15 protein-coding genes and 1 pseudogene are annotated in these 11,836 nt (G+C 69.1%); 4 read left to right on the top strand and 12 right to left on the bottom strand.

Annotated elements, in window-relative coordinates; translation table 11 throughout:
- Positions 1–171 precede the first annotated feature (171 nt).
- Positions 172–768, top strand: coding sequence for an isochorismatase family protein (locus ACFXJ5_RS23445; protein ID WP_384634262.1), 597 nt, complete (start codon positions 172–174; stop codon positions 766–768).
- Between the two features lie 84 nt (positions 769–852).
- On the opposite strand, the gene ACFXJ5_RS23450 is transcribed toward ACFXJ5_RS23445, so the two are convergent.
- A complete protein-coding gene (locus tag ACFXJ5_RS23450) occupies positions 853–1,152 on the bottom strand; it encodes a hypothetical protein (RefSeq protein WP_384634265.1) in 300 nt (99 codons plus the stop codon).
- An 85-nt stretch (positions 1,153–1,237) separates the two neighbouring features.
- On the bottom strand, positions 1,238–3,601 hold the full coding sequence (locus tag ACFXJ5_RS23455) for an immune inhibitor A domain-containing protein (protein WP_384634268.1): 2,364 nt from the start codon (positions 3,599–3,601) through the stop codon (positions 1,238–1,240).
- Between the two features lie 303 nt (positions 3,602–3,904).
- On the opposite strand from ACFXJ5_RS23455, the gene ACFXJ5_RS23460 reads away from it, so the two are divergent.
- Positions 3,905–4,201 (top strand): hypothetical protein, encoded by a 297-nt coding sequence (locus tag ACFXJ5_RS23460; protein ID WP_384634271.1) that lies wholly within the window; start codon positions 3,905–3,907, stop codon positions 4,199–4,201.
- A 63-nt stretch (positions 4,202–4,264) separates the two neighbouring features.
- On the opposite strand, the gene ACFXJ5_RS23465 is transcribed toward ACFXJ5_RS23460, so the two are convergent.
- The 3 genes from ACFXJ5_RS23465 to ACFXJ5_RS23475 form a co-directional block, all read right to left on the bottom strand.
- The gene (locus ACFXJ5_RS23465) at positions 4,265–4,852 is read right to left on the bottom strand and encodes an RDD family protein (protein ID WP_384634274.1); all 588 of its coding nucleotides are present in this window, start codon (positions 4,850–4,852) and stop codon (positions 4,265–4,267) included.
- A 51-nt stretch (positions 4,853–4,903) separates the two neighbouring features.
- Positions 4,904–5,509, bottom strand: a complete 606-nt coding sequence (locus ACFXJ5_RS23470; RefSeq protein ID WP_384634277.1) for an RDD family protein — start codon at positions 5,507–5,509, stop codon at positions 4,904–4,906.
- Between the two features lie 72 nt (positions 5,510–5,581).
- On the bottom strand, positions 5,582–6,667 hold the full coding sequence (locus ACFXJ5_RS23475; RefSeq protein WP_384634481.1) for an RDD family protein: 1,086 nt from the start codon (positions 6,665–6,667) through the stop codon (positions 5,582–5,584).
- A 296-nt stretch (positions 6,668–6,963) separates the two neighbouring features.
- On the opposite strand from ACFXJ5_RS23475, the gene ACFXJ5_RS23480 reads away from it, so the two are divergent.
- Positions 6,964–7,443, top strand: coding sequence for an SsgA family sporulation/cell division regulator (locus tag ACFXJ5_RS23480; protein ID WP_384634280.1), 480 nt, complete (start codon positions 6,964–6,966; stop codon positions 7,441–7,443).
- Positions 7,444–7,475: 32 nt separating this feature from the next.
- Here the strand turns inward: ACFXJ5_RS23480 and ACFXJ5_RS23485 are convergent, their stop codons facing one another.
- The 6 genes from ACFXJ5_RS23485 to ACFXJ5_RS23510 form a co-directional block, all read right to left on the bottom strand.
- Positions 7,476–8,843 carry an FAD-binding oxidoreductase gene (locus ACFXJ5_RS23485; protein WP_384634283.1) on the bottom strand — a complete coding sequence of 456 codons (1,368 nt, stop codon included), beginning with the start codon at positions 8,841–8,843 and terminating at the stop codon, positions 7,476–7,478.
- A gap of 48 nt (positions 8,844–8,891) precedes the next feature.
- On the bottom strand, positions 8,892–9,155 hold the full coding sequence (locus ACFXJ5_RS23490) for a hypothetical protein (protein ID WP_384634286.1): 264 nt from the start codon (positions 9,153–9,155) through the stop codon (positions 8,892–8,894).
- Entirely contained in the window at positions 9,152–9,508 is a 357-nt protein-coding gene (locus tag ACFXJ5_RS23495) for a hypothetical protein (protein ID WP_384634289.1), read from the bottom strand. Before ACFXJ5_RS23495 ends, ACFXJ5_RS23490 begins: the two co-directional genes overlap by 4 nt.
- A gap of 258 nt (positions 9,509–9,766) precedes the next feature.
- Entirely contained in the window at positions 9,767–9,994 is a 228-nt protein-coding gene (locus ACFXJ5_RS23500; protein ID WP_384634292.1) for a hypothetical protein, read from the bottom strand.
- Complete coding sequence (locus ACFXJ5_RS23505; protein WP_384634295.1) at positions 9,991–10,230, bottom strand: DUF397 domain-containing protein; 240 nt, start codon at positions 10,228–10,230, stop codon at positions 9,991–9,993. The genes ACFXJ5_RS23500 and ACFXJ5_RS23505 overlap by 4 nt, the downstream gene beginning before the upstream one ends.
- Positions 10,227–11,033, bottom strand: a complete 807-nt coding sequence (locus tag ACFXJ5_RS23510) for a Scr1 family TA system antitoxin-like transcriptional regulator (RefSeq protein WP_384634298.1) — start codon at positions 11,031–11,033, stop codon at positions 10,227–10,229. The genes ACFXJ5_RS23505 and ACFXJ5_RS23510 overlap by 4 nt, the downstream gene beginning before the upstream one ends.
- Positions 11,034–11,147: 114 nt before the next feature.
- On the opposite strand from ACFXJ5_RS23510, the gene ACFXJ5_RS23515 reads away from it, so the two are divergent.
- The gene (locus ACFXJ5_RS23515; protein ID WP_384634301.1) at positions 11,148–11,618 is read left to right on the top strand and encodes a hypothetical protein; all 471 of its coding nucleotides are present in this window, start codon (positions 11,148–11,150) and stop codon (positions 11,616–11,618) included.
- Here ACFXJ5_RS23515 and ACFXJ5_RS23520 read toward each other — a convergent pair.
- Positions 11,599–11,740 (bottom strand): annotated as a pseudogene (locus tag ACFXJ5_RS23520) (4-hydroxyphenylpyruvate dioxygenase); the annotation flags it as partial. The gene ACFXJ5_RS23515 and the pseudogene ACFXJ5_RS23520 sit on opposite strands and share 20 nt — an antisense overlap.
- Positions 11,741–11,836 lie beyond the last annotated feature (96 nt).

Genomic DNA, 11,836 nt, shown 5'->3' on the forward strand with positions numbered 1-11,836 from the left:
CCACCCACGCACCTCCGGTCCGGGGTCGGCGAGTGAGCCGAAGCGGAGCGGCCGCTGTCGAAAAGGAGAACGCGCGGAGGCTGCGAGGAACGAGCAGTCGAGCACGATCGACTGTCGACAGCGGCTCAGCGCAGCGGAGGCGAACGACGCCTCAAAAAGGAAGGATGCGCCATGCACCGCGCACTGATCGTCGTGGACGTCCAGAACGACTTCTGCGAGGGCGGGAGCCTCCCGGTCGCCGGTGGTGCGGACGTCGCCGCCGCGATCACCGACCTCGTCGGGCAGTCCAACACCGTCGGCTACCGCCACGTCGTCGCCACCCGCGACCACCACGTCTCCCCCGGCAACCACTTCGCCGACCGCCCCGACTTCGTCCACTCCTGGCCCGTCCACTGCGTCGCCGGCACGGAGGGCGTGGGCTTCCACCCGAACTTCGCGCCCGCCGTCGCCTCCGGCGCGGTCGACGCCGTCTTCGACAAGGGCGCGTACGCGGCCGCCTACAGCGGCTTCGAAGGCCTCGACGAGAACGGGGCGGGTCTGGCGGACTGGCTCCGGGCCCACGGTGTCACGGAGGTCGATGTGGTCGGCATCGCCACGGACCACTGCGTGCGGGCCACCGCGCTTGACGCGGTGCGGGAAGGGTTCCATACCCGCGTGCTGCTCGATCTGACGGCGGGGGTCGCGCCCGGCACCACGGAGAAGGCGGTCGAAGAGCTCCGCGACGCCGGCGCCGAGCTCACCGGCAAGCCCATCGTGGCCGAGGCCTGAGGGTCTCCCCCACCCCCGAACGCCCTTCTGGGGGTGCCCCCTCTGGGGGAGGGTCCTCAATCGCCGGGCGGGCTGAATTCGCCCTCAGCGCAGCGCCGAGAAGGACTGCCAGCCGACCGCGTCGGTCGCGGCGACGTCGCGCCAGACGAGGCCGTCCGGGTGGTGAAGAACCGCCCGGACCTCGTCCGGCGTGGGCGGGTGGGCGTTGCCGACGAGGCGGACGGCGCGGAAGCCGAGGTTGCGGAGGCGGGTGAGGGCGCGTTGGCGGTTGGCGGCGAGGACGATGACGCGGATGTCGTCGCCGGGGGTGGCGCCGGGGCGGGGCAGGCGGAGGGCGACGACGACGTCGCCGCTGGGGAGCCGGGTGAATCCGCCGGAGGCCATAGGCACATGATCAGCTGAACGGCCCCCGTCCACCAGGGGCGGGGGCCGATCGGGTCATTTCGAGTGAATTTCGATCAAGAAGTGATCACTTCGTGGAGGGGCCGACCGCGACGGTGACCGTGCTGCCGCCCTTCGTCTGCCAGAGGATCCTGATCTTCGTGTTGGTGTCGGGCACCTGCACGCCCCCGTACGGGTTGGCGGCGTAGTAGTACGTGCCCTTGCGGTCGTCGAAGACCGACGCGCCCTTCTGGCTCTTGATCTTCGTGGTCACGCTCAGCTTGTGGAGCGTGAGCGCGTCCGTCGGCTCCAGCGTGAAGGTCGAGTCGTAGGCCTGGATGCGGTTGCGCATCACCGTGCCGTCGGACCACTTCAGCGGCTTGGCGTGGGCGTCGATCGGGAGGACCAGGCCCTGGCCGGGGTGGGCGCTGACGTTGTTGTCGCCCTGCGAGGTGTCCCAGAGCCAGATGAGCAGGCCGTTCTGGTAGGGGAAGTGCTCGACCCAGTTCTCCTTGGTGTCCAGGAAGCCGAAGTTGTACGGGCCGACCTTGAGGGTCTTGTCGTACGAGACGTACTGGCGGTTCTCGGCGATGTAGTACTGCGCGTACTCGTCGGAGAAGGACGCGCCCTTCACCGTGAAGCCGTCCGCCGTCCAGCCGTTGTCGCCGTTCTCGGCGCCGTCGGTGAGGAGGGTGGAGCCGTCGGCGGTGATGGTGATGTCGTCGGCGGTGAAGCCCTTCTGGGCGACACCGCTGTCGGTGGCGTAGCGGAAGCGCAGCTTGACGGACTGACCGGCGTAGGCGTCGAGCGGGTAGACCAGGTCCTGGTAGGCGTCGACGGTGCCGGTGAGGGCGGGCTGGTCGCTGGCGTCGCCTGGGATGGCGGCGCCGCCGACCATGCCGTCGACGGGGGTCCAGGAGGTGCCGCCGTCGGTGGACACCTCGGTGTAGAGGTAGTCGTAGGCGGTCTCGATGTCGTAGAAGCCCTTGAGGGACAGGCTCGCCGAGGTCTTGCCGGTGAGGTCGACATCGCGGGTGAGGGTGTTGCTCAGGCTGTTGCCGCTGCCGCTCCACCACTGGTACGAGCCGGAGGCCGGGGTGACCAGGTCGGTGGTGACGGTCTTGTCGGGCAGGTCGACGACGAGCGCCTGTTTGTCCTTGGTGTTGTACTCGGCGACACCGAGCTTGGTGACGGACTTCGTCGCCGCCTTGGCGGTGGCGTAGTTGAGCCAGCCGAGCTGGAGCTTGTCCCAGGCGCTGAAGTCGCCGGGGGTGTCGCCGATGGTGTTCTTGCCGGTGCCGAGCCAGGAGCCGGAGGACATCAGGGTCCAGAAGCCGGTGGAGTTCTCGGCGGTGTTGGTGGTGTCGTAGTGGTCCGGGAGGCCGAGGTCGTGGCCGTACTCGTGGGCGAAGACGCCGAGTCCGCCGTTCTCCGGCTGGACGGTGTAGTCGCCGACCCAGATGCCGGTGTCGCCGATCTGGGTGCCGCCGAGCTTGTTGTTGTCGGGCCCGGTGTTGCCGGCGTCGGTGCCGTACGCGTACCAGCGGTGGGCCCAGATCGCGTCGGTGCCCTGGGCGCCGCCGCCGGCGGACTCGTCCTCGCCGGCGTGCACGATCTGGAAGTGGTCGATGTAGCCGTCGGGCTCGTTGAAGTCGCCGTCGCCGTCGTAGTCGTAACGGTCCCACTGGTCGTATTCGGCCAGCTGCGCCTTGATCTCGGCGTCGGTGTCGCCGGCGGCCTTGCGGTCGGCGGCCCACTGGGTGACGGCGTCGCTGACCAGGTTCCAGGTGCAGGTGTCGCAGAGGTTGGAGCCGTAACGGGCCTCGTTGTAGTCGACCTTGACCCAGTCCTGGACGGTGCCGTCGACCGAGTAGCGGCCCGAGGAGGCCTTCTCGTAGAACTTCTTCAGGGAGTCCTTGTCCTTCGCCGAGGAGAAGTAAAGGTCCTGGAAGTGCTGCTGGTTGTAGTCCGCCTGCCAGGCGGTGGAGTTGTCCGTGGAGCGGTCCGGCTGGGCTATCTGGTTGTGCGCGGGGCCGGCGGTGCCGCCGTACGCCGGGTCGACCTGGTCGCCGAACTCGGCGAGGATCGTGAAGATCTTGTCGGTCTTCTCGCGGGCGAGCTCGACGTACTTGCCGCCGCTGAGCTTCACGACCTTCGAGTCGCCCCGGTCCTTGACCGTGGACTTCCCGGATATGACCTGTTCGAGCGCCTGCTGCTTCTGGGCTTCCTGACGCGCGGTCAGCGGGCCGTCACGGTCGTCCTCGACCGGTGCGACCCGCGCCGGGTCCTCACGCACGACGGCGGAGGAGGAGCCTGAAGCCGATGCGGCCGTTGCCGCCGTGGTGGGTATCACGGCGGCGCCGATCGCGGCGATCGCCACGGCCAGAGCGGCGGATCTGATGGTCCGTCGGTGGCTATTCACGATGTCTTGACCTCCCTTTGGTGAGGCCATTGCATCGAAGTGGCGGGAGAAAAAACAGATCTTGACTTGTTCATGACGGGTCAACTACGGTGATCGGTCGGCCGGTTGCGCATAGCGGACACATTGCCGCCACAGGGAGAGCGCGATGCGACCCCGTGCGCCCCCTGTGCTTCCGCACCGTGGGTTAGGTCACGCTTACCAGCCGTTCCCTAGGGGCATGTCGGAACGTAGAGTCTGTGGTTGGCGCACCACGCACATAACCACACAAAGCGTGAAGTACCCGCCCTACCCGACGCTCGACACCATCGACGTATACGAGGACGGACCCCCGACATGCCGCGTCCTACCACTGCCCAAATCGCCTACGGTTCAGCCACCGTGGTGCTCTCCACCCTCGCGATGCTGCTGCTCTCCGAGGCGCGATCGGGTATCGGCGTCGTCGTCATCGCGGCCGCCGGTCTCGTGCTCGGCGTTTTGGTCGCCGTGACGGTGCCGATCCCACTGACCGCCCGCTCCAGGGCCCGTACGGCCGCGGCTAATGCCACAGCCGTGGCGGGCACCCCGATACCGCGCGTGCGCATACCCAGCAACGCCGAGTCGCGCGTGACCGAGCACTCGCTGCGCCGCTGACACCACCGCTGACACCGCGAAAAGCGAAAAGGCCCCGGACCGAGGTCCGGGGCCTTCGTCAGGTCAGCCTGCTTGTACGACCACGGTCTTGGCCGCCTTGTCGTGCAGGCACTGCTGGTACGGCTTGTCCCAGGTGCACCACAGCACGTTCAGCAGCCAGAAGACCGCGCCGATGCAGATCGCCGACAGGATGCCCGGCAGCACGTAGACCGCGGCGCGCTGCCAGCCGTCGTTGCCGGGGGCGTTGCCGTCGGCCAGCCGGGCGACGCGGATCTTCAGGGCCATCTTGCCGAGGGTCTGGCCGGTACGGGAGACCATGACGCCCTCGTAGACGAAGTACACGCCATAGACGATGACGTAGACGAGCAGCTGCCTGCCGAAGCCGATGCCCCCCGCGTCGGACCAGTTGCCGGCGAAGACCACGACGCTCACGATCACCCAGAGCACGATGAGCGGGACCGTGTCGATCAGCCGGGCCAGGAAGCGCTGGCCGTGCGTCGCCAGGGGCGGCATGCCGGGCGGGACCCCGGGGGCGTAGCCCGGGGGATAGCCGGGCGCGGGGCCAGGGCCCGGGACCGCGCCGGGGCCCTGCCCGGGACCGGTGGGTTGAGTGCCGTAGAAGGGCTGGCCGTACGGATCCTTATCACTCATACGGTGAGTGAAGCAGCCAATCGGATGGCCGTACAGATCCCCGGCGGGATGTCAGGCAGCGGAGACGACGACCGTCTGAGCCGCCTTGTCGTGGAGGCACTGCCGGTACGGCTTGTCCCAGGTGCACCACAGCACATTGACGAGCCAGAAGATCGAACCGCAGCAGGGGATGATCGGCACCAGCGCATAGGTGGACTCGCGCTTGAGGGCCGCCTGGGTGGTGGGATGCGAGCCGTCGGCGAGCATGCCGACGCGCACCTTCAGCAGCATCTTGCCGAGGCTCTGGCCGTACCGGGGCAGCATGAACACCTGGTAGATGACATAGACGACCGCGTAGATCACCGACTCGCCATAGGACGCACCGGTGTTGCTGTAGTCGTAGTTGTTGAAGGCAGCGCCCGTGACGGCGTACACCGGGATGCCGACGATGAGCGCGTCGACGATCCGGGCGAGCAGCCGGCGGCCTCGGTTCGCCAGCGGCGGCATGCCCAGCAGCGGGTCGGGGGCCGGCTCGCTGCCGTACGGGCTCGCCGACGGCGGCGGGGGCGGAGGCGGCGCCGACGGGGGCCGGTCGTACGGCGAACCGCTCGGCGGAGGCGGCGGGGGCTCCTGAGCGGATTCCGGCTTCTTCGCGAACGGGTCGTCATCGGTGCTCATGCACCGAGTGAAACCCGGACAATACGGCGGCGCCTCTGGCAGGGTCCGTTCGGGTGTCAGCCGGAGTGAGCGTCAGTCGCCCGCCACGAAGGTCCTGGCCGCCTTGTCGTGCCAGCACTGCCGCCAGGGCCGGTCGAACAGGCACCACGCCAGCCCCACGAAGCCGATCACCACCGCGTCGAGCAGCGTGTGCGTCAGCCAGCGGCGCAGGGCGGCGGCGAAGCCCGGCTCGTACTGCGACTCGATGTCCAGCACCTTGAGCTTCAGCAGCTTCTTGCCGAGAGTACGGCCCCACTTGGCGGTCGGCAGCACCTCGTAGAGCAGGCCGGTGACGAGGACGACGGCCGCGATGATGCCGAGCTGCACGCTGGTCGTGCCGTCGATGAGCCACACCGTGACCGTCTCGCCGGTCTGCCGCGCCGCGTCCGTCTTCTGCTGGATGTGGTCGTACGCCGCCGAGCCCAGCGGCACCGCTGCCACGGCGGCGACGGCTCCCACGACCAGCGAGTCCACGATGCGGGCCGCCAGCCGCTTGCCGAGCGACGCCGGCCGCGCCTGCTCCTGCGCCGCCAGCAGGAAGGGATCGCTCACCGGCGGCTTCCACGGCATCGGCGCCGACTCTTCCGCCTGTTCGCCCGGGCCCTGCCCTTGCCGCGCCAGGTCGTGCACCTGCTGCGCCCACGGCGCGGGCGCGGCCTGCGGGCGGGGCTCCTCGCGGGTGGGGGCCGGGGCGGGCGCCGGAGTCGGGGCGGCCTGGGACTGCGCGGGCACGGCGGGGCGAGGCGCCACGGTGGCCGGGGCGGGGCCCGGGGCCGGGGCGGCCTGGGCCTGCGCGGGAGCGGGATCCGGGCTCCGGGCGGGGGTGGGCGCGCCTGCCTCGGGCCACCCGGTGGACGGCCCGGCCCCGGCGGTCGGCCTCTCGGCCGCAGGGGCCTGGGTGGCCGGGGATTCGGCGACCGGCGCCTCCGGGTCCTCGTCGAGGAACATCGGCCCCGACTCCTCCATGGAGGGTGTCCGCGCCAAGCGCGGCGGCGCCACGTCCTCCCCGGGCCGCGGCGCGGGCCGGCTCGTACCGGGAACCCAGGAGGAGCCATTCCAGTACCGGATGTAGCCAGGAATGGACGGGTCCGGATAGTAGCCCGGAGTGGGGGAGGTCATCGTCCGTACGTCCCGTATCTGCTCGGCCGTATTGGTGGGGGTGGGTGAGGGGTGCGGGGTCCACATTTATCAGACACGGGGGTCGTCCGGGCCCCGCCCTCCGCCGGAACCACCCCCACGTGCCTACCCCATGGATACCTCCGCCGCGCCTCCTTCTTAAAAAATCCTCCCGATCCCGCGAAGCCGCGTAATGGTGAGAGCTGTATGCGCTCTCTCCCGGTGCAGGCCCTTTGGCAGCACCCGCTGCGCGACAAGACCGCAAGGGGCCGCCGCGCCGAGGAAAGGACGACGTCTTCATGCACACCGTGGTGGAACGCGAACTCGAAATGCACCTGGTGCTGTCGCCGGAGCGCAGCATCGCCGTACCGGCCAAGCTGGCCTACCGCTCGGACGATCCCTTCGCCGTGCACATCACCTTCCACGTCGGCTCCGACTCCCCCGTCAACTGGACCTTCGCCCGCGAGCTGCTGGTCGAGGGCGTCTTCCGGCCCTGCGGCCACGGCGACGTACGCGTCTGGCCCACAAAGGCCGACGGCCGCAGCGTCATCTGCGTGGCGCTCAGCTCCCCCGACGGCAACGCCCTGCTGGAGGCGTCCTCGTCGCCCGTGGCGGCCTGGCTGGAGCGCACGCTGCATCTGGTGCCACCGGGCACGGAGCAGGACCAGCTAGCCCTGGACGACGGGCTGAGCGAGCTGCTGATGCCCACGACCCCGCGCGACGAGCTGTGGCTGCGGGATCCGTGGCGCAGGGAGGACGAGACGACGCCGGAGGCGTGACGGCCGGCGTGGTGACAGTCGTTGGCGTCGCGTCAGAAGAGCTTGCCCGGATTGAGAATGCCGAGCGGGTCGAAGACCTCCTTGATCCCGCGCTGCATCTCCACCCCCACCGGGCCCAGCTCGCGGGCCAGCCACTCCTTCTTCAGTACGCCGACGCCGTGTTCGCCGGTGATCGTGCCGCCCAGCTCCAGGCCGAGCGCCATGATCTCGTCGAACGACTCCCGCGCCCGTCGGGACTCGTCGGGGTCGGCGGCGTCGAAACAGACCACGGGGTGCGTGTTGCCGTCTCCGGCGTGCGCGCACACCCCGATGGTCAGGTCGTACTTCTCGGCGATGCCGGCGACTCCGTCCAGCATCGCCCCCAGTGCGCTGCGCGGCACGCACACATCGTCGATCATCGTCGCCGACGAGATCCGCTCCAGCGCCGGAAACGACATCCGGCGTGCCTGGAGCAGCATCTCCGACTCCGCCTCGTCGTCGGCCGGGACCACCTGGGTCGCTCCGGCCGCTGTGCACAACTCCCCGAGCGCCGCCAGATCCGCTCCCGGGTCGTGCGTGTCGAAAGCGGCGAGCAGCAGGGCCTCGGTGCTGTCCGGCAGCCCCATGTTGGCCAGGTCGTTGACGGCCCTGATCGTCGTGGAGTCCATCAGCTCCAGCAGCGACGGTGCGTGGCCCCCTGCCATGATCGCGCACACCGCCTCACAGGCCGCTGCCACGGACGGGAACTCGGCGGCGAGTGCCAGCTGCAACGGTGGCGCGGGCTTCAGGGCGAGGGTCGCCTCGACCACGATGCCCAGGCTGCCCTCCGAGCCGACGAAGAGCCGCGTCATGTCATACCCTGCCACCCCCTTCGCCGTCCGGCGGCCCGTCTTCAGCAGCCGGCCGTCCGCCAGCACCACCTCCAGGCCCAGGACGTACTCGGCGGTCACGCCGTACTTCACGCAGCACAGGCCCCCCGAGGCCGTGCCGATGTTCCCGCCGATCGTGCACTGCTCCCAGCTCGACGGGTCCGGCGGGTAGTACAGCCCCTGCTCCGCCACCGCCCGGGACAGCACGGCATTGACCACCCCGGGCTCCACGACCGCCACCCGGTCGACCGGATTGATCTCCAGGATCCGGTCCATCCTGGTGAGCGACAGCACGATGCACCCCTCCGACGCGTTCGCCGCCCCGGACAGCCCCGTCCGCGCCCCCTGCGGCACCACGGGGACCCGCAGAGCCGTGGCGGTGCGCATCACATGCTGCACCTGCTCGGTGGTCCGGGGCAGCACCACGACCTCCGGAGCGCCCGAGGGGCAGAAGCTCGCCATGTCGTTGGCGTAGGACGTGGTGACGTCGGGGTCGGTCAGGATCGCGTCGTCCGGCAGTCCCGCGCGCAGGTGGTCAATAAGGTCGCCCATACGTCCAGCGTGGCACCGGCGCGCTGCGCGCGGAAGATCCGCGTCGGGCTACGCGTGCCAGATGACGCGTACGACAACGATCATGCGATCCGGCGCATAGGCCATGAACAACAGGAACCCGCGCCCTTCCGACAGATCCACCGTACGCAGACCGCCCCCGTGTGCAGGGCCACGGCCCACCTGCGACGCGTCACGGCCCAACACAGCGAGGGAGCCTGCGATCCGTTCCACCTCGCTCAGTGCCTCGGGTGGCAGACCGCCGACCACATGATCGGCGTCCGGATCGTACGCCCAGCTCCACTCATCGCTCACACCCGCGCCTCTGCGCGGGCCACGTCCACAATGGCACCGATCTCGCTGATAGCCGCGCGACCCGCCTCCGGGTCCAGGCCGTCGTCCACGATGGCCTCCAGCTCGTGGAAGCGCGCGGCGCGAGTCGGATCACGCTCTATAGCGACCACTATTCCCCAGTAGTCCGTGAAGGATCGCAGCGGCGCAAGGCTGTCCAGCTCCTGCGCCTGCGTCGCTGCACGGGCGAGGTGAGTGTTCAACTCGGCAAGTCTGCTGGGAGCAAGCTTGGCAACCGCGGCGCGCAATGACTCCGGGGTGAGCGGAGGCATGGGGAAACTCGGGTGATCGGCAGAGGCGACTGGCTGGGCACTCATGCGTCCATCCTGCCACCGCGAGCCTCAAGCTCCCCAGAGTCCACCCGAACGAGTATTCCTCGGCCGCTCGGCTTGCGCGCACGTGAAACCTGAAGTCATATGCGCGGCCCTATGGCAGCAGACCGCGGTCGCCAAGCCAGAAACCACCCTCGCGTCGTTGCGTCGACCGTGGCCATGATCACCCCCCACAGGACCTGGCCCACTTCGATCGAGAGCTCACGCACATCACGATCGCCTTCCAGCCACACAGCTGCGGTCTCAACACCCCCCGCGCACCCCCCGTGACACCCTGTCACCTTCGTCGGAAGAGAACCGCTCCACGAGGCTGTCGATGACAAGTCCGCAGATAAACGCAGCGACGAAGAAGACCACGAAGAACGTCACGTTGTCGTCCGGGCGCCCCAGCGCCTGACGTACGCCCTCCCCCACGAGCGCGCCCACCGGAATGGGCAACGCTTCCAGTGCCTTGCGCTGCCAGCGCTTCACGCCTGCGCCGTGTACCGGACGAACGCGGCCCAGGCGTCGGACCCGAAGGCGAGGGCGGGGCGGGCGGTGTCCTTGGAGTCGCGGACGTGGACGGCGTGGGCGCAGGTGGCGACCTCGACGCAGTCGCCGCCCTCGTTGCCGCTGTAGGAGGACTTGCGCCACTCGTAGGCGACCTCGACACAGTTGCCGCCGGCATTGCCGCTGTAGCTGCTCTTGAACCAGTCGAGCGTGCTCATAGCTCCTCTGCCAACTTCCTGATCAGATCTGCCGAGTCCCTGGGGGTAAGAGCCTGGGCTCGGATGATCCCATAGCGCGCCTTGAGGACGCTGACCTCTGTCGGATCCGCAAGCAGGACGCTCACTTCCTGTACCTCGATGTAGGCCAGGTCTCGACGGTCGACCCCCTCCACCAGGACGAACGGGCCATCCATGCCTGGGTGTTCCTCGACCTCGGTCGGCATGACCTGGATCTGCACATTACGCATGCTCCCGCATTCCAGCAGGCGTAGCAGCTGGTTTTTCTGCACCATCCGCCCCCCGATCGGATGCCGCAGTGCCACCTCATCGAGGACAAAGCCCGCGATGAGCGGCGGCTTACGCGTAAGCGCAGCCTGGCGTCCGACCCGAGCCTGAACGCGACGCTCGATCTCGTCGTCGTCCAGCGGCGGACAGTAGGCGCCGATCACTGCGCGAGCGTAGGCCTCGGTCTGCAGCAGGCCAGGGATCGCATGGTTCTCGTACGAATAGAGGGTGACCGCCTCGGCCTCAATAGCTGCGAAGTTGGCGAAGAACGCCGGAAGGCCGTCCGCGCTGATCGTCTTCGCCAGCTTGAACAGCGCGTCCCGCGCGCCAAGTACTTCCTCCGCCTTCGCGACAAAGTCCGGCAACGCCAACCGTCGGCCCTGCTCGACCGACGCGACCTGTGACTCGGAGTAGCCCATCCGCTGCCCCAACTCGGCCTGGGTCAGCCCCTTCAGGCCCCGGTAGTGCCCGAGCATCAACCCGAACGTGCCCCAGCTCTGCGGCACTCCGTCGCCCATCCGCCTCAACCCTCCCCGTACCGAGCCGTACAGGGCCCACCGCCGGGCCGTACGAACGCTCAGTGACCGCGCAACTACTCGCAACGGTAGACGGATCAAGCCACCGTGGATGGCATGACGACGGAATTTCCACCCCGCACCCCGGCTGCCTGGACCTGGGCGGACGCCGACCCCGCCGGGGAACCGCTGCCCATGCTGCTGCTTGCCCATCCCGCAGGGCTCGGGATGGCCGAGCTTGCCGCACGGCTCGGACTGGCCGCCGCCGAGGCGCCCGTGGCCGAGCTCGGCGAAGTGCTGACCGTGCGCCCGGGAGCCGGGGTCAGCCTCGACCTGGGGACGGCGGAGCTTCCGCTGCCCGCTCACCCGCAATGGACCCGGCTGCTGCTCGTACGCCGCCACGCCGCCCTCATCGTGGGCCTCGACCCGCTCCCCCGCACGGCCGGTCTCCCCGAGGTCGACCGCTACCTCACCGCCGCCCTTCTCGACCGGCGACTGCTGTTCGGGCACGCCTACTGCGCACACGCACAGCGCCGGGCCACGCCCCTCCCCCGTGGAGGCACGACCCGGCGCTTCTGCGGCGGTTGAGGCGATCGTTGATCACTTCAAAGAGGGCCGTCAGGTAAGCCCTTGCCAAAGCCCATCGAACCGTGTCGCTCGATCATTTCGACGAAGACCTTCGGGCGATCCTGAACAGGCTTGGTGAAGATCTACGGCTGCCCGGTATGGCCCCGCAGCTCATAGTGCGCAATGGTTCCCTCAGTCGCTGGACACTATGTACAGCGAATCACATAATCAGCCGCGCA

The sequence above is a fragment of the Streptomyces sp. NPDC059373 genome, assembly GCF_042751495.1.
GTDB lineage: Bacteria > Actinomycetota > Actinomycetes > Streptomycetales > Streptomycetaceae > Actinacidiphila.

What these genes read in the sequence shown, in the direction of transcription:
- ACFXJ5_RS23445 (WP_384634262.1), top strand. Translation starts at nt 172, where the DNA reads ATGCACCGCGCACTGATCGTCGTGGACGTCCAGAACGACTTCTGCGAG.
- ACFXJ5_RS23450 (WP_384634265.1), bottom strand. Translation starts at nt 1,152, where the DNA reads ATGGCCTCCGGCGGATTCACCCGGCTCCCCAGCGGCGACGTCGTCGTC.
- ACFXJ5_RS23455 (WP_384634268.1), bottom strand. Translation starts at nt 3,601, where the DNA reads ATGGCCTCACCAAAGGGAGGTCAAGACATCGTGAATAGCCACCGACGG.
- ACFXJ5_RS23460 (WP_384634271.1), top strand. Translation starts at nt 3,905, where the DNA reads ATGCCGCGTCCTACCACTGCCCAAATCGCCTACGGTTCAGCCACCGTG.
- ACFXJ5_RS23465 (WP_384634274.1), bottom strand. Translation starts at nt 4,852, where the DNA reads ATGAGTGATAAGGATCCGTACGGCCAGCCCTTCTACGGCACTCAACCC.
- ACFXJ5_RS23470 (WP_384634277.1), bottom strand. Translation starts at nt 5,509, where the DNA reads ATGAGCACCGATGACGACCCGTTCGCGAAGAAGCCGGAATCCGCTCAG.
- ACFXJ5_RS23475 (WP_384634481.1), bottom strand. Translation starts at nt 6,667, where the DNA reads ATGACCTCCCCCACTCCGGGCTACTATCCGGACCCGTCCATTCCTGGC.
- ACFXJ5_RS23480 (WP_384634280.1), top strand. Translation starts at nt 6,964, where the DNA reads ATGCACACCGTGGTGGAACGCGAACTCGAAATGCACCTGGTGCTGTCG.
- ACFXJ5_RS23485 (WP_384634283.1), bottom strand. Translation starts at nt 8,843, where the DNA reads ATGGGCGACCTTATTGACCACCTGCGCGCGGGACTGCCGGACGACGCG.
- ACFXJ5_RS23495 (WP_384634289.1), bottom strand. Translation starts at nt 9,508, where the DNA reads ATGAGTGCCCAGCCAGTCGCCTCTGCCGATCACCCGAGTTTCCCCATG.
- ACFXJ5_RS23505 (WP_384634295.1), bottom strand. Translation starts at nt 10,230, where the DNA reads ATGAGCACGCTCGACTGGTTCAAGAGCAGCTACAGCGGCAATGCCGGC.
- ACFXJ5_RS23510 (WP_384634298.1), bottom strand. Translation starts at nt 11,033, where the DNA reads ATGGGCGACGGAGTGCCGCAGAGCTGGGGCACGTTCGGGTTGATGCTC.
- ACFXJ5_RS23515 (WP_384634301.1), top strand. Translation starts at nt 11,148, where the DNA reads ATGACGACGGAATTTCCACCCCGCACCCCGGCTGCCTGGACCTGGGCG.